The organism is Caballeronia sp. M1242 (genome assembly GCF_017220215.1).
Classification (GTDB): domain Bacteria; phylum Pseudomonadota; class Gammaproteobacteria; order Burkholderiales; family Burkholderiaceae; genus Caballeronia.
Map to the genome: position 1 here is coordinate 424,772 of NZ_CP071131.1, position 24,060 is coordinate 448,831.

Consider the following 24,060-nt stretch of genomic DNA (forward strand, 5'->3'; position numbering starts at 1 on the left):
CCCGCCCTCGACTGGCGCTCCGGACAGCACGCCTCTCCTTAACGATGCACGCTTGTCTATCAGTAGTACTTACCATACTAACCAACAAGAAATCATGACCCAGACCACCACACGACGCCTCTTCGCGCGCAAGGCCGCCCTCGCCGCCGCCATCACCACGGGATTGCTGCTTGCCGCTTGCGGCGGTGGCAGCGCCGCCGACTCCGCCTTCGATGCAGCCGCTACCGCGAAGGCCTCGACCGTGCCGGGCAGCATTTTCTACGGCATCAACGGGCACAATAACGAAGGCGGCGCGTACGACATCTCGACGCCCACGCTTCAGCTTCAGCAGGTAAAAGACCTCGGCGCCACGCTCTACCGCAACGAGGTGTACAACCTCGGCTCGGCGACCAAGCTCGCCGGCATCGCGAAGACGGCAGCAGCGGCAGGCGTCACGGTTTATCCGGTGTTGCTCATCGGCGTGAGCAGCTTCACGAACGAAACCGATGCCTACAACGCCGGCTTCACGCTCGGCAAGCAAACGGCGACGGCGTACAAGTACCCGTACTACGAAGTCAGCAACGAGCTCGACAGCAGCCTTCTGACCGGCAATGTGGACGGCGTATATCCGCAGCAGTTCGTCAACGCCAAGTTCCAGATTGCGCGCGGTATCGTGCGCGGCATGATCGCGGGCATCAAGTCGGTGGATACGAACGGCAAGATCATCATCGGCGGCGGCGCGTGGATGCACTACGGCTTCGACCAGATGCTGTGGAACGGCACGCAGCCGGACGGCACGTCGGGCTATCCGAAGGTGACGTGGGACATCACCGCATGGCACTGGTATTCGGATCAGGGCGACATCACGCATGCTTGCGGCGGCACCGGCTGTCACGACATCCTCGCGACGCTGCAACAGTTCGGCAAGCCGATCTGGATCAACGAATTCGGCGTGCGGCCGTGGCTGGGCACGGACGACCAGATCGCGGCGTACCTCGTGGGCAACAAGATGATGGCGCAGTTCGTCTCGATCGCCTCGAAGTACAACATCCAGTCGATCCAGGCGTATCAGCTGTATGACGATCCCGTGGGCGGCGAAGGCAACTACGGTGTCTTGAAGAACGACGGCAAGACCACCAAGGCGGCCTACAGTGCGTTCAAGAACTTCGTGGCGGCAAACCCGAAGTAAGCGGCACGCGGGCAGATCGACATGGCGATCTGCCCGCTCAACTCGACGAATGCTGGACGCGAACTCGCTTAACATAGACGCGCGTCGTCCTGTAACCGCACCGGCCACCGGTATGCGCGTTGCTACGACGAGACGAACCGGCGGACAAGAACGTGCCGCCGGCTCGACCACTCACCTGTGACTCTGGCACAGAGCAAGGAGCGCGCTATGAGCGACAAGGCATTTCTCACCACGCGACAGGGACATCCTGTTCCCGACAATCAGAGCATGCGCACCGTCGGCGAACGCGGCCCGGCGACGCTGGAAAATTATCCATTCATCGAAAAGATTACTCACTTCGATCGCGAACGCATTCCCGAGCGCGTCGTGCATGCGCGCGGCACCGCGGCTCACGGCTATTTCGAGCCGTACGGCAAGATTGGCAATGAACCGGCTTGCAAGTACACGCGCGCCAAGGTCCTGACGCAAACCGGCGTCAAGACGCCCGTTTTTCTGCGCTTTTCCACGGTGATCGGCGGCAAGGAGTCGCCCGAGACGGCACGCGATCCGCGCGGCTTCGCCATCAAGTTCTATACGGAAGACGGCAACTGGGACCTCGTCGGTAATAACCTCAAGATTTTCTTCATCCGCGATGCGATCAAGTTCCCCGACATGATCCACGCGTTCAAACCTGATCCTGTCTCGAACCGGCAGGAACCGTGGCGCTTCTACGATTTCATCGCGCATCATCCGGAATCGCTGCACATGGTGACGTGGGTCAAGAGTCCGTGGGGCATTCCCGCCGACTACCGCCACATGCAGGGTTCGAGCGTCAACACGTACAAGCTCGTGAACGATCAGGGCGAAGCCGTGCTCGTCAAGTTCTCGTTCGAGCCAAAAGCGGGCGTGAGGAATCTGACCTCGCAGCAGGCGTCCGACATTCAGGCGAAGGACGTGGGCCATGCCACGCGCGACCTGTACGACGCGATCGAACGCGGCGAGTATCCCGAGTGGGAAATGTGCGTGCAGATCATGTCGGACGACGAGCATCCCGAACTCGACTTCGATCCGCTCGACGACACGAAACGCTGGCCCGAGGACAAGTTCCCGCTCTTGCCGGTGGGACGTCTCGTACTCGACCAGAATCCGAAGAACGTGTTCGCCGAAACGGAGCAGTCCGCGTTCGGCACCGGCGTGCTGGTGGACGGCATCGACTTCTCCGACGACAAGATGCTGCAAGGACGCACGCTCTCCTATTCGGATACGCAGCGGTATCGCGTCGGCCCGAACTATCTGCAACTGCCGGTCAATGCGCCGAAGAACGGCGCGCGCACGAATCAGCGCGACGGGCAGATGGCGTACTACGTCGATCAGGCGGGCGAGAATCCGCACGTCAACTATGAGCCGAGCATGATGGGTGGCCTGAAAGAAGCGCCGAAGAAGGAGCACGACTACCACCAGTGGGTCGAAGGGCATCTCGGACGCTATCAGACGTCGCGCACGCAGGACGACTACAAGCAGGCCGGCGAGCGGTATCGCACGTTCGAGGATTGGGAGCGCGATGACCTGATCGCGAACCTCGTCGAAGACATGAAGGCGTGCCCGAAGCCGATCGCGCTGCGCATGGTGTGGCACTTCTGGCACTGCGATCCGGACTACGGAACGCGCGTCGCGCAGGGCGCGGGCATCGACCTCGAAGAAGCCAAGAAGCTGCCGCCGTTGGAAGGCAAGCCGCTTCCCGGCGGAGGCCGTGAAACGCCGGCTTACACGACTAACGAGCCGGAAGAAGAAGCGGCGCGTTGATCGAGGGACGGTTCGGGGCGCATACTGCAAGCGCTTCGAACCGTGCGCATGGCTAGAAGAATCGCGGCGCGAGAAAGATGGTCAGCGCCGCGATCAGCCATGCGGCGAGTCCGCCGAGTATCGCGAGCCGGTAGTCCACAAAATGCACGAGCACGTAACACGTTCCGAGGAACACGAGGTAGGCGGGAATCGTTTGCGCGCCCGAGAGGCATGCGGTTCTGAACCCGCCCGCATCTCCCTTCGCGCCTACCGCGAGCAGCGCGATGATCGCGAAGGTGGGCGCAAGCGGCAGAATGCCAGGCAGCACGTTGCCCCGTTTGGATGCCATCGCGATCAGCGCGGTGACGAGACCGCCGAGCAGACCCTTCCACAATACGTCCATCGAATTTCCGTTGATGCAGGTGCGAAGCGGGGATTATAGGGAGAGTGGGACGGGCGTGGGCGCTCGACCACCTTCCGCTCAAACCACCCCCTCATCACACCGCGCCTCGCCCCACTGCGCGAGCCGCCCCACTTCCACCCGATTCCCGCCGCCCGCCTTCGCCGCATACAAGGCCCGGTCCGCCGCGCCGAGCACATCGGCGAGCGCGCTCTCGGGCGTGCCGGACCGCGCGAGGCCGATGCTCACCGTCGCCCGCAATTCCGCGCCGTTCGCGCCGCGAGAGGTCGTCGCGGCGAAGCGTCTGACGACGTCCTCCGCGAGCTCTTTCGCGCGATCCCCGTGAGGCCCGGCCAGCACCGCAGCGAACTCTTCGCCGCCGATGCGCGCGAGAACCGCTTCCGGTCCCAGCACGCTTCGCGCGACGAGCGCGAACGTCTTCAGCACTTCGTCGCCGGCCTGATGGCCGTATCGGTCATTGATGGTCTTGAAGTGGTCGAGGTCGATGGCGAGCACCGACACGTCGCGCCCGGCGGCCGCGCGCGCGCCGTCTTCGAAGAACGAGCGGCGATTGCCGAGTCCGGTCAGATAGTCGGTCTGCGATTGCCGCAAAAGCTGCGCGTGAGCTTCGTCGCGGACGAGCCGCAGCAGCGTCATCGGCAAGAGGACGGAATAGAGAATGCCCTCGTACATCGTGATCTTGGCGATCAGCATCAAAAGCGGCGTGCCGAGCGCCGCCATCCACGGGAGAACGCACGCGCGCGCGGCGTAGAGGAGCGCATGCACGCCGCACACGATCACGGCGATGCGCCGCGCCTGTCCCCAGTGCATGCGGTCGCTGCGGAGCAGTTCGCGCGAGGTCATCGCGGCCGCGGCGGCGATGGGCAGGGCGCTCGCAAAGCTCCACACGGTCTCCTGCCAGCGCGCGCCGCCGATCGCCCACGCGAGCGCCTGCACGGCGAGCAGGCCGATGGAGAATGCGCGATAACGCCGCCCGTTCAACGCCGCGACGCCGCGCAGGATCAACAGATAGCCCGCCTCGATGACGAGGTTGCTCAACGCCGAGCCGAGCACGCCCGGCACCGCGTGCCGGAACGACGCCGCCGCGCAGCCGATGGCGAGCGTGCCGTAGCCCGCCGCGAGGATCTTGAGTTCCCTGCTGCGTCCGGGGTTCGTGCGATGTTCCCAAAACGTCATCCCGCAACTGACGAGAAGCGTTCCGACGACTAGGACATAGAAGGTGATGAGGTCGACACGCATGCGCTCGCTTGCCTGATATCTGCTGGAAATGACGATTCCATACGAGGGAGTTAACGGCTCGACGCATCGAATGCTGAAGGGCGCGTTGAACCGCGAAGCGCCGCCCGGCGGTACCATGTCCGTTTCGCCGCACGGCTGCGCACGCCTGTCACATGGAACTGAAGCAGATCCAGTACTTCATCGCGCTATTCGAAGAAGGCACCGTCACGCGGGCGGCCAAGCGCCTCAATATCGCACAGCCCGCGCTGAGCATGCAGATCGCGAAGCTCGAAGCCGAGCTGCGGCAGACGCTCTTCGAACGCGGGCCGCACGGCATGGCGCCGACCGAAGCCGCGCGCCTCATGTACCGGCTCTACACGCCGATCATGCGCGACATCGGCCACGCGCGCGAGCAACTGAGCCGGCGCGATGTCATCGTGACGGGGCGCGTGTCGCTCGGGATGGTGTCGTCGGAAGCGCAGAGCGTCTTGCCCGAATCGCTCGCGCGCTTCGACGCCCTCTTTCCGCAAGTGGAGGTATCGGTGGCGGACGGCTTCAGCGCGCAACTCATCGACGCGGTGGAATCCGGCCGGCTCGATGCCGCGATCATCAACAAGCCGCGCGGCCGTCTCGCGTTGGATGTCGAGCCGCTGCTCGTCGAAGAAATGGTGCTCGTGACGAGCGCGGCGCACGGGCCGGATCTGCCGGAGACGATCGACCTCGTCGCGCAGTCCGACATCGAACTCGTGCTGCCCACGCGTCGCAACGGCCTGCGCGGCGCGCTCGACGCCGCGCTGATGGCGGCTGACATCGTCATCAAGCCGAAGTTCGAAATCGACCTTCTCAGCACGATCGTGCAGTTCGTCGAGCAGAGCGGCGTCGCGACGATCCTGCCGCGCGTCGTCGTGCAGTCGAAAGTGGACGAAGGGCGGCTCTGCGTGCGCACCATCGACAAGCCGCCCATCGTGCGTCAAATCATTCAGGTCACGCATCCGAAGCGGCCCATCGGGCCGGCGGCGCAGGCGCTCATCGCCATCATCACCGAGGAGATCCGGCGCGTGACCACGGGCGCGCCGGCTCCTTCTGCATGATGCGAATTAGCCGCGGCGCGCGGTCGTTGGCACCGTGCGCGGCGCATCGCTGCGCGTGCCGAACAGCGTGTCGCAGATCGGGAAGGTGAGATTGAAGTTCTGCGTCGCCATCTGCTCGGGATCGTGATGCGTCACGTGCAGCCGGCGCACCGTGTTGACGAACGGCACGCGGTCGAGAAACGGACTATCCGTGACGTGCGAGAGCGTGTGCAAGCCTTCGTACATCAGGTAGTACGCCGCCATCGTCAGAAGCGCGATATAGCCCGCGTTGCGCGTGAACACGAAGCCGATCAGCAACGCGAGCGGCGCGGCCGCGAGCACGAACGCGACCGGCGCGAACGGCGGAAACAGCAGCGCGCGCCAGTGCTTGTGGCCTTTGTACTCCAGCGTCACATGCGTGAAGAAGCGATGATGCACCGCGCAGTGGCGCTTGTAGACCATGCTGAAGTACTTCGTCGGCCGATGCAGCACATAACGGTGCGCGGCCCATTCCGCCCAGTTGCCGAAGAGAAAGAGCGGCACGACCGCGAGCCATTCCGCAAGCGTCGGCGCGTGAAGCTGCATGGCGCAATACACGATCACCGCCGTCGTAAAGACGAGCGTGAAGCCCAGATGCATCTCTCCGCGATACCACTTCGGCGTCGCATCCACGTATTCGTCGCGAAACTTGTACGAGCGCGCGCGAACGTCCTCGTCATATTTCATGATGAGCGTCTCCAGTGTTTCTATCAGAGGATGCGGGCGCGTGCGTCGCGCGCCCGCAAGGACATGCTTCAGGACGGATTCAGGACGGATTGCGCGCCGCGCTGTTGTCCAGCTTGCCGAGCGTTTCCGGCACGACGAACGCGCCGACGAGGAAGATGATGCTGATGGCGCCGACGAAAATCGCGAGCGTCGACGGCAATTGGCTCGCGTCCTTCGCGACGAGCGAAACGAAGGTCGGCATCATTCCGCCGATGGCAAAGCCGATGTTCCATGAGAGACCGGTGCCGGTCGCGCGGATCGCGGTCGGGAAGCGTTCATTCAGGAAGATCAGAATCGGCGCATAGCCCGCGCTGCCGAGTGCGGAGAGCAGCACCGCGTAGACGCCGATCATCGTGATGCTCTGCGCCGTCGGCAGCAACAGGAAAAGCCCCGGCAGCGCGACCAGCCGGATGAGGCCGATCCACACGAACGCGCTCTTGCGACCGATGAACGTGGAGAGATGCCCCGCCGCGATCGATGCGATCACTACCGCTACGCTGCAGATCATCAGGATCGCGGCGGCCGCGCCGTTCGGCGCATGGCTCACGACCTTGAGGAACGTCGGCAGATAGCCCGAAGTGAGGTAATAGCCGCTGCCGCCGCCGATCGTGAGCAGCAGGTTCACGAACAACACCCCGCGATACTCGCGCGAAAAGAGCGTGCGAATGGGCGAGCGCACGACTTCGACGGGTCCCGTCTTGACTTGCGCCGCCGCCTTGGCCGCTTTCTCCGCCGCGAGCTTCTTCCAGAGCGGCGATTCTTCGAGGCTGTTGAACACGAAGAGGCCCAGCACCGAACTCACGATGCCGGTGAAGAACATGCAGCGCCAGCCCCACACATCGAAGAGTTCGCCCGGAAAGATGGACGACATCGCCAGATACGTGAGCGAGGCGAGCAACGCGCCGAGCCCCGCGCCGCCGCCGCCGATCAGCCCGGACACCGCGCCGCGATACTTCGGCGCGACCGATTCGGTGCCGATGGTGTGCGTCGATGCCACGACGCCGCCGACGAACACGCCCTGCACGAGACGCAGCAGCAGGAACAGGATCGGCGCGATAAGGCCGGCCTGCGCGACGGTCGGCAGCACGCCGAACGCCGCCGTCGAGATGCCGACGCCGACCACCGCGAAGATCATCGCGCCCTTGCGGCCGTGGCGGTCCGCGTACGAGCCGAACAGCGCGGAGCCGAGCGGACGCATGAGCAGCGTCACCGCGAACGACGCATACACCGCCGCAAGCGATAACATCGCGTGTTCGGAGGGAAAGAAAAGACGCCCGACCACCGGCGCGACGTACAACAACACGAAGAGGTCGAACAGATCGAGCGCCCAGCCCATGCACGAGGCCACCACCGCGCCCATGATCTGCCGCTGATTCACCGGAAGCGCGGCGGCCCCGTCTTGTGCAGCTACGGACATGTGTATCTCCTGGTTTGTCACTGGGCGGTCTTTCGATCGCCCCGGTTTCGCAGGCACGTTTCTTATTGCGTGCTCTTGTCGAGGTTAAAAAATCGTTAGTGGGCGGCGGCGAGCGGCGGCGAACCCGAGACGTCGAGTGCCGCGCGTTCGCGCCGCGCCGCGACCATCGCGTCGGCGATCTTCTCGGCGATCATGATGGTCGGTATGTTCGTATTGGCCGATGGCAGCTTCGGCATCAGCGACGCATCCACCACGCGCAAGCCTCGCGCGCCATGCACTCGCCCTTGCCCATCCGTGACGGCATCGCGGTCGTTTGCGCCGCCCATGCGGCAGGTGCCGCTCGCGTGCCACACGCCGAACACGTTCGCGCGAATGAAGTCCGCTAGCGCGCGGTCGTCGGCCAAGAGCGCGTTCATCTTCAGGCCGCGCGTGAAGAAGCGTTCGATCAACATCCGGCGCACGGGCGCGGGCGTGTCCAGCAGAAGCCCGAGCGCGGACGTAAGAAGCGCGTTGCCCTCGCCGACTCGGCTCAACGCCTTCACGCGCGGCGAAAACGCCGCCGGGAAGAAGTCGCGTGCATCACGGCTCAGACCCGACGCTTCCACGATGCGCGCCAGCATCCGCACGCCGACGGCGAGCCGCTCTAGATCGCGTTCGTCGTCGAGCAGATTGAGATCGACGCGCGGCGCGGCGGCGGCATCGGCGGAAACGAGCTGCACGCGGCCACGCGAATACGGCCGGTTGCACCACAGAAAGAACAGCCCGAGCCGGTTGCCGAGCGCATGCCATGCGGCGCGCGTCGCGCTCGACAGATACAGGTCCGACTCGTCGCAGCCCGCGACGCCCGAACTGAGACGCGCGGCCATCATGCTGGCGCGGCGTCGCGCGAGCGGCATGCGAAAGCGCCGCTCGAGAAAATGACAGAACGTGAGCGACGGATGATCCTGTAGATTGCGTCCGACGCCCGGCAGGTTCGCCGCGCACGTAATGCCGAGCGCCGCGAGCTCCCGCGCATCGCCGATGCCGGCGCGCATCAGAAGCGCCGGCGATTGCAGCGCGCCCGCGCTCAGAATCACTTCGCCCGCATCGAAACGCATGCGCTCGCCGTCTTCGTCCACCGCGATCACGCCGCGCGCCGTCGCGCCGTCCATCAGAATGCGCTCGACGCTCAGCTTCGAGTAGATCCGGAGATTCGGGCGCTTGCGCGTGGCCTCGTCCAGATAGGCGATAGCCGTCGAGACACGCTTGTCGTCCTCGTTCGAGAACGCGCCGGGAAAGAAGCCGTCGCCGAACTCGCCGTTCTGGTCCTGCAATTCGGCGACGCCCTGCGCCCGCAGGCCCTTGCCGAACGCATGACAGAACGCCGGCCAGTCCTTCGGCATGATGCGGCGGATCGGCACCGGGCCGTCGCCGCCGTGCAACTCGCCGCCGGGAAAGTCGAGGTCGCGTTCCAGCTTGCGGAAGTACGGCAGCACGTCGCGCCACGCCCAGCCGTCGGCGCCTGTGGCGGCCCAGTCGTCGTAATCGCGCGGCAAGCCGCGATTGGCCGACTGCACGTTGATGCTCGACCCGCCGCCCATCACGCGGCCCTGCTCGTACACGCGCGGCGCGGCCTGCTTCGTGGCTTTCGCCTTCAGGTCCGGCCAGATGTATGTGTCGCCGCAGAATACCGGCATCGGATAGCTGTCGAGGATGGCCTCGGGCACCGCGCCCGGCGGCGTGTCCGCGCCCGCCTCGATCAGCGCGACGCGCAGCGACGGCAACGCCGACAGCCGATGCGCGAGCACGCATCCCGCCGAACCGCCGCCCACGATCACGTAATCGAAGCGTCTCATGTCGTCTTCCTCTCTCTGCGTGGGTCAGGAGCCGCGGAACACCGGCTTGCGCTTGCCGTGGAACGCTTCGACGCCTTCGCGGAAGTCGTCCGACGAGCGCAGGCGGCTATAGCAATGCCCTTCCAGTTCGATCGCGATGGAAAGCGGCGCGTCTTCCGAATCGTTCAGCAGCTTCTTCGCGGTGCGCTGCGCAAGCGGCGAGAACGCGCGCAGTTCGTCGACGAGCGCGTCCGTCGCGGCTTCGAGCTCGGCGTTGGGCACGCAGTCCACCGCGATGCCCCACTCGTACGCCTGCTTGCCGGGAATGCGGCGCGAGCGCATCACGATGTCCTTCGTTCGGCCGATGCCAACCATCGCCTGCAAGCGCGCCGAGCCGCCCGAGCCGGGAATCTGGCCGAGCTTCTGTTCGGGCAGCGCGTAGAAGGTCGTGTCGGTGACGATGCGGAAATCGCACGCGAGCGACAACTCGAAGCCCACGCCGAAGCAGAAGCCGCGATTGGCCGCGATCACCGGCTTCGAGCAGCGCGCGGGCGCCGCGATGTTCCAGGCGAGCTTCGATACGTGTTCCGGCGATGCTTCCAGGAAGCCCTTGATGTCGCCGCCGCTCGAGAAGTGTTCGCCGTTCGCGCGCACGACGATCACGCGCACGCGCTCGTCGTCGTCGAGTGCTTCGAATGCGGCGCGCAACTGGTCGCGGGCGTGCATCGAAATGACGTTGAACGGCGGCCGGTGCAGGATGATGTCGGCACGTTCGCGTTCGGCGTCGATCTCGACCGAGAAGCCGTCGAGGTCTTGCAGCAGCGTCTGGCCGCGATGATTCAGATCAGTCATTCGAATTACTCCTTCGTGGTTTCTGTATGTTGTGCGGCCGGCGCAGTGTCGGGCACGTACTCGCCCGCCGAGAGCTTGCGGCGCAGGATCTTGCCGACCGGCGACTTCGGAATGTCATCGACGAACACGTAGTCGCGCGGGCGCTTGAAGTTGACGAGGTCGGACTGGCGGCACCAGGCGTCGAGCCCTTCGGCATCGACATATTCGCGGCGCTTGATGAAGGCGACCACGCGCTGGCCCCAACGCTCGTCCTTCACGCCCGCGACCGCGACTTCATCGACGGCCGGATGCAGCGAGAGCACCGACTCGATATCCACCGGCGAAATGTTCTCGCCGCCGCTGATGATCATGTCGTCCACGCGGCCGGTCACGTAGAGGTCGCCGTCGGCGTCGAAGTAGCCGGTGTCGCCGGTGAAGTACCAGCCGTCGCGCAAGGACTTCGCGTTCGCGTCCGGGCGGTTCCAGTAGCCTTCGAATGCTTCGTCGCCGAGCAGGTCCGCGATGATCTGGCCTTCCTCGCCGACGTTCGCCGTCTGGTCGGGCGAGACCGCGTCGAGCTTCACCACGCGCAGCCGCGTATTGATGCCCGCGCGCCCCGCGCTGCCCGGCTTTTTCGTCGCGTCCTGATCGATGCTGAACGTGTAGACCTCGGACGAGCCGTAGTGATTGACGAACAACTCCGGCTCGAACGCGGCCGAGAGGCGCTTGAGCAGCCCGTCATTCATTGGCGCGCCCGCGAAGCCGAGCTTTCTGACCGAGGACGTATCCGTGCTCGCGAAACCGCTGTCGGCGAGCAGATCGTGATAGAGCGTCGGCACGAGATAGAGACACGTCAGCCGATGCTGCGCGATGGATTCCAGCGCGAGCTTCGCGTTCCAGCGGCGCACGCAGACGAACGCGCCATCGACGAGCGCCATCGCGAGCAGCGAGCGCACGCCCATCGTGTGATAGAGCGGCATCACGCCGAGCGTGCGTTCGCCGCGCCGGTACAGGTTCTGCGCGACATGCGCGAGCGCGCCCGCGCGTTCGTGGCGGTGGCGGCGCGGCACGCCCTTCGGCTTGCCGGTGGTGCCGGACGTGTAGAGGATCAGCGAGATGTCGTCGGCGGTGGCTTGCGTGCTGTCGTCGATGCGCCCGGCTGTGCAGTCGCCCGCGCATTGCGGCGTGCGCTCGGCGGTCAGCGCGTCGAACGTCAGCGTGCCGCCGGACACGTCGTCGAGCCCGATGCGCGGCAGGTTCTGCGCCGACGCGCTCTGCATCACGGCATCGGCGGAAACGGGTTCGTAGACGATCGCCTTCACGCCCGCGTCCGTCACGCAGTATTCGACTTCCTCCGGCTTCGCGCGCCAGTTGAGCGGCACGATCACGATGCCCGCGAACTGCCCCGCCCAATGCAGCGTCGCCATTTCCCAGCGGTTCTGCAACACGACGAGCAGCCGGTCGCCGCGTCGCACGCCGAGCGCGCGCAGGCCATCGGCGACATTCAGGATCACGCGATGCCACGCCGCGTAGGTCAGTTGCAGGTCGCCGTCGACGAGCGCGAGCGCGTTGGGGCTGCGCTCGACGCTTTGCAGGAAAGTGCGGCCGAGATCAAGCATGTTCGGACTCCTTCGTGTTTGCTTTTCCCTGACGGCGCGCGGCGACATCGAGCACGGCCGCGACGATCGGCGTATAGCCCGTGCAGCGGCAGATGTGGCCCGACAGCATCTCGCGCACTTGTTCTTCTGTCGGGTCCGGCACGCGTTGCAGATAATCCGCGCACGACATCAGAATGCCCGCCGTGCAAAAGCCGCACTGCAGCGCGTGATGACGCTGAAACGCCTGCTGCAAGTCGCCGAGCGTCTGTTCCGGCGCGAGACCTTCGACGGTATCGATGCGCCGTCCGTCCGCCTGCACCGCGAGCATCAGGCACGACCGTGCCGCGATGCCGTCGACATGCACCGTGCATGCGCCGCAGACGCCGTGCTCGCAGCCGACGTGCGTGCCCGTCGCGCCGAGTTCGTGCCGGATGAAATCCGACAGCAGTTCGCGCGGCTCGCAATAGCCGCTGCGTTCGCGGCCGTTGAGCGTCAGCGTGATGCACTGCTGCTCGCCGTGCCGCATGATGTTGTCCGCCGTGTTGCTCACTTCGCCTCCTCGATCACGCGCCATCCCAATTGCCGGAGCAGATTCCGGCGATACTTCGCGCTGATGTGCGCGTCGTCCTGCGCGTTCAGTTTCCAGCTCAAGTCGTTCAATGCGCCGCGCAGGTCGTCGCCTGTCAGACGCGGCCACGTCTCGGCAACCGGCCGGTCCGCGACGCCGCCGACCGCGATGCGGATCGCGTCGTCCGTCACGACCGCCGCGCACGCGACCACCGCGAAGTCGCCGTGCCGCGCCGAGAACTCTGCGAACGCATGGCGCTCGCCGGGCTTCTTCACCGGAAAGCGCACGGCTTCCACCAGTTCGTCCGGCTCGCGCGCCGTCATCAGCATTCCCTGAAAGAAGTCCTGCGCGGCGAGCGTGCGGCGCTTCTTCTTCGAGCGCAGCATGACGTCGCCGCCGAGCGCGGCCAGCACGAGCGGCAGTTCCGCGCTCGGGTCGGCATGCGCGATCGAACCGCACACCGTCCCGCGATTGCGGATCTGAAAATGCGAGATGTTTGGAAACGCCATCGCGAGCAACGGCACTTCGTCGCGCAACGAGCGGCGCCACTCGACGCTGCCTTGCGTCGCCGCCGCGCTCACGACGAGATGGCCCGTTTTGTCATCGACACGCACGGCGTCCAGCTCGGCGGTGCGCGAGATATCGACGAGCACGCGCGGCTGCGCGAGCCGCATGTTGAGCACCGCCATCAGCGATTGCCCGCCCGCCAGCACGCGGGCGTCCTCGCCGTGTTGCGCGAGCGCGTCGAGCGCGTGTTGCGTCGTCATCGCGCGCAGATAATCGAACGGCGCGGGTTTCATGCATGCCTCCTGAAACGGCCGAGCAGCCGCGCGATCCATGATTCGCGCTGCGCCGCCGGCTTGCCCGCCGCCTGCCGGCCGAGCGATTCGAACAATTGCCTGAGCACCACCTTCGCCGCGCCTTCGAGCATGCGTCCGCCGACCGCCGCGACCTTGCCCGAAACCTGCGCTTCGTAGTCGTACGCGAGGCGCGTGCCGTTGCCGTGCGGCGTCAGTTCGACGAGACCGTTGCCGCGCGCGCTGCCGAGCGGCGAGATGCCCGCGCCCGCGAGACGCAGGCGGCGCGGCGCGTCGATCTCCGACAAGCCGATACGCGCTTCGAAACGCGCCTTGATCATGCCGACGCCCACGGTCACGTCCGCGCGATACTGATTCGGCGCGGTCTCCTCCAGCGCGTGACAGCCGGGGATGACGTTGGCGAGCGCCTTCGGATCGAGCAGCACGGCGAACACCGCTTCGGGCGTCGCGGGCAAATCGACCGTGCCTTGCGCCGTCAATGCCTTGCCGCCGCCCGGCGTCGCGGGCTTCGTCGCGGCTGCTTCGCGGTATTCGGGGCGCGACGGTTCCGGATCGTCGATGCCGATCAGCGCCATCACCTTTTGCGGTGTGAGCGGCAGGCGAATGTCGTCGACGCCGAGCGCGTCCGCCACTGCATTCGCGATGCACGGCGGCGTGCTCATGTTGTTGCCTTCGCCGAGCCCCTTCGCGCCGAGCGGCGTGAACGGCGACGGCGTTTCCAGATGCACGATCACCGGATCGGGCACTTCGCAGGTCGTCGGCATCAGATAGTCGGCGAGCGTGCCGGACTGAAAGCTGCCGTCCGCGCCGTAGCGGAACTCTTCCATCAGCGCCGCGCCGAGTCCTTGCGCGAACGCGCCGCGAATCTGGCCGTCCGCGAGCGCGGGATTCAGCAGCGTGCCGGCGTCGTGCGCGGTCACGTAGCGGTCGATGCGCACGCGTCCGGTCGCGCGGTCCACTTCGACGGCGCACATGTCGAACGCGAAGCCATACGCCGCCGACGTGTTGATGCGGTCCTCTTCATCAGGCGCGTCCATGTGCGGCGGCGACCAGAACACGGTCTCGCGCAAGCCTGGCTCTTCGCCTTCGGGCAGGAGCGCGGGCGCCCAGTGCGGCGCATTGCTCGCCGCGCGCGCGAACGGCAGCGCGCGGTCTTCGGCATCTTTCGGGAAGATGCGCGCGCGCTCGAAGCGCACGTCATCCACTGCGCAGCCGAACTGCTTCGCGAGAATGCGCGAGAGCTTGTCGCGCACGCGCGTCGCGGCGAGATGCACCGTGCCAGCGACCGCGCCTGCGAAGCGGCTCGAATAGTTGCCCGCCGCGACGGACCACGCGTCCTTGTGCGTGTCAAATTCCACGTTCACGACGATGTCCTTCGGGTCCAGCCCGAGCACATCCGCGACCACTTGCGCGCACACCGTCATGTGGCCCTGTCCCGCCGGCGTCGATGCGATCGTGACGACCACGCCGCCGAGCAGATCCACGCTCACGGTCGCGCTCGCGATCGCGCCGTTCTTCGGGCCGGCCTTCTTGCGCGCGTCGGGCGGCATGACGGTCGTGATATAGCCCATGTTCGACACGGACGGCTCGACGATCGCGGCAAACCCGATGCCGTAGAGACGCCCTTCCTTGCGGGCCGCGTCGCGCCGAGCGACGAGTTCCTCATAGCCGCCCTGCACGTTCGAAAGCCGCAGCGCCTCCTGATAGTTGCCCGAATCGAGCAGTGCGCCTGCTGCCGCGCGATACGGAAACGCATCCGCGGGAACGAAGTTGCGGCGGTACACGTCGAGCACATCGAGCTTCAGTTCGATGGCGATGCGCTGAATCAGCCGCTCCAGCGCGAAATACACCTGCGGTCCGCCGAAACCGCGCACGAGGCCGGTCGGCGTCTTGTTGGTCAGCACCACGCGGTTGCGCACGGCGAGGTTCGGAATCGCATACGCGCCCGTTAGACAGCCGTGCATCCGGTAGAACGTCGCGGGCTCGGGCGCGCGCACGTAGCCGCCCACGTCTTCCAGTTGATCGTACGAGAGCGCGAGAATGCGGCCGTCGCTTTCCACGGCGGCTTCGAGGGTGGACAGGCGCGCGGTCGCGGAAGTCGCGGCGCTCAGGTGTTCGAGGCGGTCTTCGACCCATTTCACCGGCGCGCCGGCCTTGCGCGAGGCGAGGCACATCAGCACGACATACGGAAACACCGCCTGCTTCACGCCGAAGCTGCCGCCTGAATCGCGCGGGGCCTTGTGGCGCAGACGGTTCGCGGGAACGTTCAGCGCCATCGCCATCACGGCATGCAGCGAGAACGGCCCCATGAAATTCGACGTGACGTCGTAGCCTTCGTCGCCCGACAGATACTCGGCGATGACCACACCGCATTCGATCGGCGCGCACGTATTGCGCGGATAGTGCGCGACGAGCTTCACGCGATGCGGCGCGCGCTCGAAAGCGGCTTGCGGATCGCCATAGCTGAAATGGCGGTCGCTGATCACGTTGGTGCCGACGCGCTCGTGCAGCACCGGCGAATCTTCATGCACTGCTTGTTCGATGGACGTGACCGGATCGCGCAACGCGTATTCGACCTTGATGAGATCCATCGCATCTTCGGCAATGGCGCGCGATTCCGCCATCACGACCGCAACGGGCTCGCCGACGTAGCGCACGCGGTCCATCGCGAGCGCCCACTGTTCCATCGGCGACTTTACGCCGACCACGAACGGCCGCGACCACGGACGCAAGTCGTCGCGCGTGAGAATGGCGCGCACGCCATGCAGTTTCGACGCGGCTTCGGTGTCGATGGACACGATGTCCGCATGTGCATGCGGCGAGCGCAGAATGGCGGCTTGCAGCGTGCCCGGCTTCACGGCGAGGTCGTCGCCGTAGCGGCCACGGCCCGTCAGAATCGCGGGGTCTTCGACACGCGGCATCGGACGGCCGACGTGGCGCTCGGGCGCGGCGGCGACGTTCTCAGCGACGCGTGCGTTGATATCCGCGAATCCTGTGTCGCGCTGATTCATGGCCTCACTCCTTGCTCTCGGCGCGGCTGCCGAATTCATCCGCGAGACCGCTCCAGCGGCGCGCGATCTCGCCGTGCTCGATGCCGAACAAATCCAGAATGCGCCCGACCGTGTGATCGACCACATCGTCGATGGTCTTCGGATGCGCGTAGAACGCGGGCACGGGCGGCATCACGATGGCGCCCATCTCGGTCGCGAGCGTCATGTTGCGCAGATGCGCGAGGTTGAGCGGCGTCTCGCGCGCGACCAGCACGAGGCGGCGGCGCTCTTTGAGCATGACGTCGGCGGCGCGCGTCAGCAGGTTGTCGGCGAAACCGTTCGCGACCGCGGCGAGCGTCTTCATCGAACACGGCGCAATCACCATGCCGTCGCTCAGAAACGAGCCGCTCGCCACCGCCGCGCCGATATCGCGCACGTTGTGCACGACGTCAGCGAGCGAGTCGAGGTCGGCGCGCGTGAGGCCGAGTTCCTGCGCCGCCGTGACCGCGCCCGATGCCGAGACGATCAGATGCGTCTCGTGCGTGCCCAGCCGGCGCAGCGCGGCGATGAGACGCACGCCGATCACCGCGCCGCTCGCGCCCGAAATGCCGACGACGATGCGCTTCTTTCGCTCAGCCATGATCGCGCGTGAGGTAGGCGTCGAGCGCGCTGTTGTCATTCGCGACGAGCGCATCGAGATCGACCGTGTCTTGCCCCGGAATCCGCACGCGCGTGAAGACGTGCGCCGGATAAACGACCGGGCGCGTGGCGTCGAGACCCATCTTCGCGCTCACGCCTTGCAGATGCGCGGGCGCGTCTTCAGGCAGGCCGACCGTCGTCGAAGGGTCGAGCGGCGAGCCTTGCGCGCCCGCCACCACGACGAGATCGCGGTCGGCCTGAAAGCGCGTGGCGATCGCCCATTCGATTTCGGCGGGATCATGCACGTCGACATCGGTATCCACGACGACGACCTGCTTGATGTCGTAGTGCGCGCCGAACGCGCAGAGAATCACATTCTTCGCCTCGCCTTCGCGTTTCTTGTCGAACTGCACCCACAGGTGATAGCGGCACACGCCGCCCACGGAAAGATGCACGTCCTTAACCGAAGGATGGCTGCGCTGAAGATGCGCGAGCAGCGTGGCTTCGCGCGGAATGGCGCCGAGCAGCAGATGCTCCATCTCGGCCGGCACGATCGTATGAAAGATCGGGGCGCGCCGATGCGTGACCGCCGTCACTTCGATGACTTCGCGCGATTCCTTTGCGCTGTAGTACTTCGGAAACTCGCCGAACGGGCCTTCGGGTTCGCGCACGTTCGGCAGAATGCGCCCTTCGATGATGATCTCCGCGAACGCCGGCACGTGCACGCCGTTCGTCACGCACGACACGACCGGCAGCGGCGCACCGTGCAGCGCGCCCGCGATTTCGAGCTCGTCGTGATCGATCGGCGTGATGGCTTGCGACGCGAGCATCGTCAGCGGATCGACGCCTATCGCGACGGCCACGTCGAGCGCATCGCCCGCTTCTTCGGCGGCGCGCTGGAATGCGTACAGATGGCGCGGCAGCAGCAGAATCGCCATGCGGTCGCGGCCATGCACCTGAATGCGGTTGATGGAGACGTTCTGCACGCCCGTGCGTGGATTGCGCGCAATCACGAGACCCGCCGTGATGTACGGGCCGTTGTCGTGTTCGCTGTGCGTGGGAATCGGCAAGAGCGCGTGCAAGTCAATGCCGTTGGTATGCACCACTTGCTGGCACGGCGCGTCGTCACGCTCGATCACTTTGGGCGCGAGCGGCGCGGCGGCCGCAGCGGAAAATCGCGCGAGCAGTCCGGCTTCTTCGACGCCCATCGCTTCGGCAATCCATGCGCGCTTCGCCATGAAGCCGCTCACGACCGGCACTGAATGTCCGCCCGGACGCGTGAAGAAGGCCGCCTGCGTGCCGTCGAGCCGCTTGGCGATGGCCGCGAGTTCATGTTCGAGCGCGACGGGCTTGTCGATGGTCGCGACACGTCCGGTCTTCGCGAGATGCGCGAGCCAGTCGCGCAGCGAGAGCGAGCCCGCATCGGCGCCCTGGCGGGCCCATGCAAATGTGGAAATGCCGTTCGTTGCGGCATCGCGTGAGTTCATTGGTGTCTCCATCCGTTGCCTGCCTTTGACTAGAAATGCCGCAGCAAGCGCATGGTTGAAGCGTAGCGAGATCACTCCATAAGTTCTAATACTGTTTTCTGATGCGCCGGATCATCGGGTCTTATATCGGTGTTAGCCCCGATGACAGCGTTCTTACGGTTACGTATCAATAGATGCCTTTCACGCGCCGTCCAGCGGGGCGCGGCTTCTCGTGATGCACTCAGGCCGCGTTTGACGCATAGTGATAACTCGACGCAGGCCTATTAGCGTTGCTGATGAGGATGGGATCGAATGGACCTCAAGCAAATCCAGTACTTCATCGCGCTCTTCGAAGACGGCTCGGTTACGCGCGCGGCCAAGCGGCTCAACATCGTGCAGCCCGCGTTGAGCATGCAGATCGCCAAGCTCGAAGACGAACTGCATCAGCAACTCTTCGAACGGGGCGCGCACGGCATGGCGCCGACCGCGGCGGGACGGCTCATGTATCGCCTCTTTCTGCCGATCATGCGCGACCTCGCGCACGCGCGGCAGCAGCTCGTGCAGCGCGATGAAGTCGTGACCGGGCACGTGGGCATCGGGCTGATCGCGTCGGTCACGGAAAGCGTGCTCGCCGACTCGCTCTCGCGTTTTCATGCGCGTTATCCGGATGTCGAAGTGACCGTCGCCGATGGCTACAGCGCGACGTTCATCGACTGGGTGGCGGGCGGCCAGCTTGATGCGGCGATCATCAACAAGCCGCGCGCGCGCCTGTCACTCGATTCGCGCCCGCTGCTCGACGAAGAAATGGTGCTCGCAACCAGCGCCGCGCATGGCCCGGACCTGCCGCACGCGATCGAACTGGCGCAGTTGCCGGAGCTCGAACTCGTGCTGCCGACCAAGCGCCACGGTCTGCGCGGCGTGCTCGACAGCGCCGCGCAACATGAAGACGTGCTGCTCGCGCCGCGCTTCGAAATCGACGTGCTCTCCACCATTCTCAAGCTCGTCGAGCACACGCGCTTTGCGACGATTCTTCCGCGCATCGTGGTGGAACGCGCCGCGCGGCACGGCACCTTGCGCGCGTGCCCGATTCTCGCGCCGCGCATCGTGCGCCATATCGTGTGCGTGAGTCATCCGCGCCGGCCGTTGAGCGCGGCAGCGGAGGCGCTGATCGCGATCATCGGCGACGAACTGCACCAAGCATCGGATACTTCGGTGTCCGATACATTACCCCAATGAAGGAACGAACACCATGAACGCATTGCACTGGATCGGCGGCGATTGGACCGGCACGCCCACGCTCGACAGCATCGACCCCGCGACGGGCGAAGCCATCGGCCAATACGCCGACGGCGGCGCGCACGAAGCGGACGCCGCCATTGCCGCCGCGCGCCATGTGTTCGACCGCACGACGTGGGCGCAGGACGCGCGTTTGCGTCAGGACGTGCTGCTCGCGTGGGCCGCGGCGCTCGAACAGCAGCGCGATTCCCTTGCGACGCTGCTCACGCGCGAGAATGGCAAAGCGATCGCGCAATCGCGCGGCGAAATCGCGGGCGCCATATCGGAGGTGCGCTATTACGCGGGGCTCGCACGGCATATTGCGGGGCACGTGCTCGAACCGGAACCGGGCACCCTCTCCACGATGCTGCGCGAAGCCGCTGGCGTCGCGGCGATCATCGTGCCGTGGAACGCGCCGGCCGTGCTGCTCGTGCGCTCGCTCGCGCCCGCGCTTGCGGCAGGCTGCACGGCGGTCGTGAAGCCGGCGGCGCAGACGTCGCTCCTCACGGCCGCGATGCTGCGCTGCTTCGAGCACACCGCGTTGCCGAAGGGCGCTGTCAACCTGGTGAACGAACAGGCGCACGCCGCCAGTCAGCGACTCGCGGATTCGCACGGCGTAGACGTGGTGAGCTTCACGGGATCGACCGCGACGGGCAAGAAGATCATGGCCGCAGCGGCGGACAGCATGAAGAAGCTCTCGCTCGAACTCGGCGGCAAGTCGTGCTGCCTCGTGTTCGACGATGCCGACATCGCCGCCATCGCGCCGCGACTCGCGCGAGCCGCGACCATCATCTCCGGTCAGCAATGCACGGCCGCGCGTCGCGTGCTGGTGCATGCGTCGCGCGCGGCCGAGATGCGCGAGCATCTCGCGGGCGCGCTCGCCGCGCTGAAAGTGGGACCGGGCATCGATCCGGCGACGGATATCGGCGCGCTCATCGATGCGCCCACGCGCGATGCGGTGGACCGCACGATCGAACGCGCATGCGACATGGCGGATCGCGTGCTCTTGCGCGGCGCGCGCTCGGGCCACGCGTTTCTTTCGCCGACGCTCGTTGAGCATAGCGACCCGAAGGCATTCTTCTGCCAGGACGAAATCTTCGGGCCGTTCGTCACGCTTGAAGTGTTCGAGAGCGAGCAGGAAGCGCTCGCGAAGGCCAATGACACGGTCTTCGGCCTGTCAGCGAGCGTGTGGACGCAAGACGGCCCGCGCGCCTTTCGCATGGCGCGTGCGTTGCGTAACGGCACGGTCTGGATCAACGACCACAACAAACTCTTCGCGGAAGCGGAAACCGGCGGTTATCGGCAAAGCGGCCTCGGGCGTCTGCATGGCTACGACGCGCTCGCCGACTTCACCGAGATCAAGCATATCTGCATGCCGGCGGGTGTCGCGGAAGGCATTGCTCCGTTGCGCTGACACGCTAAGGAAGCGATCGGCGTTCGCGCGCCTGGGCCTTGGTCATGACAGTGAAGCTCAGCAAATCAAAGACGCCCACAGGCGATTCATCGCCAGGGCCGCCTTTCGATCCGTCTGTACGTGAAATGGCCGGAATGGGAGCTCAAGTCTCGCCGGCCATTCCGCGGTTCAGCCGTACCGACCGTTCTCGGAAGAACGATCATCAGGTGGTGGAAACATTCGGCACCCGGCAGGAGGATGCGATCCACCGGAAGGTGGGACCGCCTCCACGGCTTTCCCGACATGACTGGGTACCACAACAGTACGCAGCCGCGTCGAACTCCGATCGCTTGAAATCGCTTTTCTGATCGCGGCACGACGCTTGCGCGCAATGCTTCTGTATGCATCCAGTGGGAGATCCGAAATGAAATCGAGACTTGCAGTGACTGCGCTCCTGATCGCGCTGTCAGGCGGCGCAAATGTGGCCAGCGCGGCCGGCGCGGGCGGTGGCATGATCGGCGGCGCGGCGGGCGGCGCCGTGGGCGGAACGAGCGGCGCGGGCACGGGAACGAACGGCGTCAACGGACTGTCCGGCGCGACCGGCGCGAACACGTCGGGGCCGAGCGACGGCGCCGGCATGACGCGCGGCGGCGGCATCGGCGGCGCGAATGACGGCACCATGAACGCTGCGCCGGGCAGGGGCGGCATGCAGCCGCCGGGCGCGACGCGCAACATGTCCTCAGGCGTGACGAGTCCGCAGAACACCCCTTCGCCGGGCGGCGGCGGATCACGCGGCGGATGGTAAGACGCGCATTCGCTTCCATGCATGAGACCAGCGCGGTTCGCGCCGCGCTGGCGTAGGGCATGTTCGCTTCATCGGGGTCTCAATAGCGAGCCATCAGCGGGTAGAATAGTCTGAAGTTCTCCCGCCCGCTCGGGCATCCGCAAGCCGTTGCCGACACCAATGCTTGTCCCTATTAAGCCTGCGAACGAAAGCGAGCGCATTGCCGCGCTCCGCGCACTGAATATCCTCGATACCGCGCCGGAAGAGCGCTTCGACCGCCTGACGCGGCTCGCTAAACGCCTGTTCGACGTGCCCATCGCGCTGGTGAGTCTCGTCGACGAAAATCGCCAGTGGTTCAAGTCATGCACCGGCCTCAAGACGCGTCAAACATCGCGCGATGTTTCGTTCTGCGCACATGCCATCGGCGGCAGCGACGTGTTGATCGTGCCCGATGCCCGCGCCGACGCGCGCTTCGATGACAATCCGCTCGTCGTCGGCCCGCCGTTCATCCGCTTTTATGCGGGGTATCCGCTGAGTTTGCCGAACGGCGCGAAGCTCGGCACGCTGTGTCTCATCGACCAGCAGCCGCGCGCATTCGGCGAGGAAGATCGGCGGCTCTTGCGCGACCTCGGCCGCATGGCGGAACAGGAAATGGCCGCGCTGCAACTCGCGACCATTGACGAACTCACGCTGCTGTCCAACCGGCGCGGCTTCGAGATGCTCGCGCAGCATTCGCTCAATGTCTGCGAGCGGCTTTCGCGCGACGCGACGCTGCTTTTGATCGACCTGGACGGGTTTCGCGACATCAACGATACGTACGGGCACGTCGAAGGAGACCGCGCGTTGCAGACGTTCTCCGACGTGCTGCGCGATGTGCTTGCCGAGAGCGACGTGATCGCGCGACTGAGCGGCGACGAGTTCGCCGTGCTGCTCACCGACACGAGCGCCGAGGACACCGACGATCTGATCGAACGGCTGCGCCACGCGCTGCGTCAACGGGAAGCGCGCGTGCATCGCGGCTACGCGATCGGCTTCAACGTGCGGCAGACGCAGTTCGATCCGGCGCTCCATCACAGCGTGGCGGACCTGCTCGCCGAAAGCGGCTTCGGCGAGTAAGCCCGCCGCAACCTGTCAGCCGTTTTGTTTCTTGCCGTTCAACTCGGCAACGACATCGAACATATGCGGCACGTATTCGTCGCCGTGGCCGAGGTTGATGCCGAGCACGTAGATCTGACGCACGGCTTCGGCCAGAATCGCAGTCGATGAATACGAAGCCGCAAGCTGGCTATACGAGCGCATGTCTTTCGCGGCATTTCGGATTGCGAACTGTTGTCCGCTGTCGTCGCCTTCGAGCAGATACGGAATAAGACGGTCGAACGTCTTGCTGTGCGCGCCGCTCAGACGGCACACCGCCGCGAATTCATGCAGGTTCAACTGGGCTTTCGCGGCCGTGCCGAACGCTTCAGCGAGAATCGCCCCGTTCGCCTGCGCAATGAAGTTGTGGATGAGCTTCGCGCGATAGCCCGATCCGTGCGCGCCCAGATGATGCACCGTCTCCCCGTACGCAGCCATGAGCGGCCGCACGCGATCCAGCACCGCTGCATCGCCGCCTACCAGCACGTTGAGCCGGCCTTCGCGCGCTTCCTTCGGCGTGCGGTTCACGGGCGCATCGAGGAACGCGGCGCCCTTCTCGGCGAATGCGCTGGCCGCTTCGGCGGCGAAGTCGGCATCGGCCGTCGTGCTGTCGATCACGATCAAACCGTCGTGCGCGCCCGCGAGCAGGCCGTCTTCGCGAAACACGGCATCGCGCACATGCGGTGTGCCCGTGACGCATACGATCACCACATCGACGTTGCGCGCAAGTTCTGCGGCGCTGCCGAGTTCCGTCGCGCCTTGCGCGACCAGTTCTTCGAGCGCCTGACGGCTGCGGTGCCCGACCACCGAGAGCTTGAATCCCTTTTTCATCACCTGCGAGGCGATGGCGCTGCCCATCAGTCCCAGTCCGATCATGCCGACGCGTTCGATGCGCGCGGCAGATGCCGTTTCGTTCAGGCTCATGTTGTT

At 65.6% G+C, this 24,060-nt stretch carries 20 protein-coding genes; 7 read left to right on the forward strand and 13 right to left on the reverse strand.

What is annotated here, in order from left to right; genetic code table 11:
- Window positions 1-94: 94 nt before the first annotated feature.
- Window positions 95-1,168, forward strand: coding sequence for a glycoside hydrolase family protein (locus tag JYK05_RS21380; protein WP_241270078.1), 1,074 nt, complete (start codon window positions 95-97; stop codon window positions 1,166-1,168).
- Window positions 1,169-1,375: 207 nt separating this feature from the next.
- The gene (locus tag JYK05_RS21385) at window positions 1,376-2,950 is read left to right on the forward strand and encodes a catalase (RefSeq protein ID WP_206470471.1); all 1,575 of its coding nucleotides are present in this window, start codon (window positions 1,376-1,378) and stop codon (window positions 2,948-2,950) included.
- Between the two features lie 52 nt (window positions 2,951-3,002).
- Here the strand turns inward: JYK05_RS21385 and JYK05_RS21390 are convergent, their stop codons facing one another.
- The gene (locus tag JYK05_RS21390; RefSeq protein ID WP_175943551.1) at window positions 3,003-3,332 is read right to left on the reverse strand and encodes a GlpM family protein; all 330 of its coding nucleotides are present in this window, start codon (window positions 3,330-3,332) and stop codon (window positions 3,003-3,005) included.
- A 78-nt stretch (window positions 3,333-3,410) separates the two neighbouring features.
- Window positions 3,411-4,589: a diguanylate cyclase gene (locus JYK05_RS21395; protein WP_206470472.1), complete on the reverse strand. Its 1,179-nt coding sequence runs from the start codon at window positions 4,587-4,589 to the stop codon at window positions 3,411-3,413.
- Window positions 4,590-4,741: 152 nt separating this feature from the next.
- Between JYK05_RS21395 and JYK05_RS21400 the strand changes: the two genes are divergently transcribed.
- Complete coding sequence (locus tag JYK05_RS21400; protein WP_175943555.1) at window positions 4,742-5,659, forward strand: LysR family transcriptional regulator; 918 nt, start codon at window positions 4,742-4,744, stop codon at window positions 5,657-5,659.
- A 6-nt stretch (window positions 5,660-5,665) separates the two neighbouring features.
- Here JYK05_RS21400 and JYK05_RS21405 read toward each other — a convergent pair whose 3' ends face one another.
- The 10 genes from JYK05_RS21405 to JYK05_RS21450 form a co-directional block, all read right to left on the reverse strand.
- Window positions 5,666-6,364 carry a sterol desaturase family protein gene (locus JYK05_RS21405; RefSeq protein ID WP_175943557.1) on the reverse strand — a complete coding sequence of 233 codons (699 nt, stop codon included), beginning with the start codon at window positions 6,362-6,364 and terminating at the stop codon, window positions 5,666-5,668.
- 79 nt (window positions 6,365-6,443) lie between these two features.
- Window positions 6,444-7,820 carry an MFS transporter gene (locus tag JYK05_RS21410; RefSeq protein ID WP_206470473.1) on the reverse strand — a complete coding sequence of 459 codons (1,377 nt, stop codon included), beginning with the start codon at window positions 7,818-7,820 and terminating at the stop codon, window positions 6,444-6,446.
- Window positions 7,821-7,915: 95 nt separating this feature from the next.
- Window positions 7,916-9,655 carry a GMC family oxidoreductase gene (locus tag JYK05_RS21415; RefSeq protein WP_206470474.1) on the reverse strand — a complete coding sequence of 580 codons (1,740 nt, stop codon included), beginning with the start codon at window positions 9,653-9,655 and terminating at the stop codon, window positions 7,916-7,918.
- Window positions 9,656-9,679: 24 nt separating this feature from the next.
- Window positions 9,680-10,486 carry an enoyl-CoA hydratase/isomerase family protein gene (locus JYK05_RS21420; RefSeq protein WP_206470475.1) on the reverse strand — a complete coding sequence of 269 codons (807 nt, stop codon included), beginning with the start codon at window positions 10,484-10,486 and terminating at the stop codon, window positions 9,680-9,682.
- Window positions 10,487-10,491: 5 nt separating this feature from the next.
- Complete coding sequence (locus tag JYK05_RS21425; protein WP_206470476.1) at window positions 10,492-12,084, reverse strand: AMP-binding protein; 1,593 nt, start codon at window positions 12,082-12,084, stop codon at window positions 10,492-10,494.
- Entirely contained in the window at window positions 12,077-12,589 is a 513-nt protein-coding gene (locus JYK05_RS21430) for a (2Fe-2S)-binding protein (RefSeq protein ID WP_371826476.1), read from the reverse strand. The genes JYK05_RS21425 and JYK05_RS21430 overlap by 8 nt, the downstream gene beginning before the upstream one ends.
- Before the next feature lie 20 nt (window positions 12,590-12,609).
- Entirely contained in the window at window positions 12,610-13,431 is an 822-nt protein-coding gene (locus JYK05_RS21435) for a xanthine dehydrogenase family protein subunit M (RefSeq protein WP_206470478.1), read from the reverse strand.
- Window positions 13,428-16,460, reverse strand: a complete 3,033-nt coding sequence (locus tag JYK05_RS21440; protein ID WP_206470479.1) for a molybdopterin cofactor-binding domain-containing protein — start codon at window positions 16,458-16,460, stop codon at window positions 13,428-13,430. Before JYK05_RS21440 ends, JYK05_RS21435 begins: the two co-directional genes overlap by 4 nt.
- Window positions 16,461-16,464: 4 nt before the next feature.
- On the reverse strand, window positions 16,465-17,079 hold the full coding sequence (locus JYK05_RS21445) for a UbiX family flavin prenyltransferase (RefSeq protein WP_206470480.1): 615 nt from the start codon (window positions 17,077-17,079) through the stop codon (window positions 16,465-16,467).
- Window positions 17,072-18,565 carry a UbiD family decarboxylase gene (locus JYK05_RS21450; RefSeq protein WP_206470481.1) on the reverse strand — a complete coding sequence of 498 codons (1,494 nt, stop codon included), beginning with the start codon at window positions 18,563-18,565 and terminating at the stop codon, window positions 17,072-17,074. The genes JYK05_RS21445 and JYK05_RS21450 overlap by 8 nt, the downstream gene beginning before the upstream one ends.
- A 291-nt stretch (window positions 18,566-18,856) precedes the next feature.
- Here JYK05_RS21450 and JYK05_RS21455 point away from each other — a divergent pair, with 291 nt between their 5' ends.
- From JYK05_RS21455 to JYK05_RS21470, 4 genes are all read left to right on the forward strand, one after another.
- The gene (locus tag JYK05_RS21455) at window positions 18,857-19,780 is read left to right on the forward strand and encodes a LysR family transcriptional regulator (RefSeq protein WP_206470482.1); all 924 of its coding nucleotides are present in this window, start codon (window positions 18,857-18,859) and stop codon (window positions 19,778-19,780) included.
- A gap of 13 nt (window positions 19,781-19,793) precedes the next feature.
- On the forward strand, window positions 19,794-21,233 hold the full coding sequence (locus JYK05_RS21460; protein WP_206470483.1) for an aldehyde dehydrogenase family protein: 1,440 nt from the start codon (window positions 19,794-19,796) through the stop codon (window positions 21,231-21,233).
- 403 nt (window positions 21,234-21,636) lie between these two features.
- Entirely contained in the window at window positions 21,637-22,017 is a 381-nt protein-coding gene (locus tag JYK05_RS21465; protein WP_175943582.1) for a hypothetical protein, read from the forward strand.
- Between the two features lie 159 nt (window positions 22,018-22,176).
- Entirely contained in the window at window positions 22,177-23,112 is a 936-nt protein-coding gene (locus JYK05_RS21470) for a sensor domain-containing diguanylate cyclase (protein ID WP_175943584.1), read from the forward strand.
- Between the two features lie 15 nt (window positions 23,113-23,127).
- On the opposite strand, the gene JYK05_RS21475 is transcribed toward JYK05_RS21470, so the two are convergent.
- Window positions 23,128-24,054: an NAD(P)-dependent oxidoreductase gene (locus JYK05_RS21475; RefSeq protein ID WP_206470484.1), complete on the reverse strand. Its 927-nt coding sequence runs from the start codon at window positions 24,052-24,054 to the stop codon at window positions 23,128-23,130.
- Window positions 24,055-24,060: the final 6 nt, after the last annotated feature.